Here is a 303-nt window from a genome sequence, read left to right as displayed (position 1 = left end):
GACATCCGTCATGTCAGCGGTGAGTACTACAGTCGGATTGGCATCGATGATCACGGAGAACGGAACATCTTTGGTACAACCGGCATTAGTACCATCCTGTACAGTGAGGATGAAGTCATAAGTACCGGCAGTGGTACCGGTCGGGAAGTTGACTGTGATAGTACCTACGCCTGTCCATGCACCGGTTTGGGTCGGGAAGCCGGACATCGCGTTGGTAGCGGCAGTTTTGATGGTGTATTTGGTGATAATACCTACCTGGTTGGAAGTAACCAGGTTAAAGGAAGAACCACTGTTACATACAGA

The 303-nt window shown here is 49.8% G+C and carries 1 protein-coding gene; it reads right to left on the bottom strand.

Going from position 1 to position 303, the window contains the following annotated elements; all coding sequences use genetic code 11:
• Positions 1-303 (bottom strand): hypothetical protein (locus tag ICL07_RS32200; RefSeq protein ID WP_188092174.1); only part of this gene is annotated, 303 nt, incomplete at both ends.

Origin of the sequence: Chitinophaga qingshengii, from assembly GCF_014529935.1 — a bacterium.
GTDB classification, from domain to species: Bacteria; Bacteroidota; Bacteroidia; order Chitinophagales; family Chitinophagaceae; genus Chitinophaga; species Chitinophaga qingshengii.
This window is presented reverse-complemented; position numbering and strand designations above follow the sequence as displayed.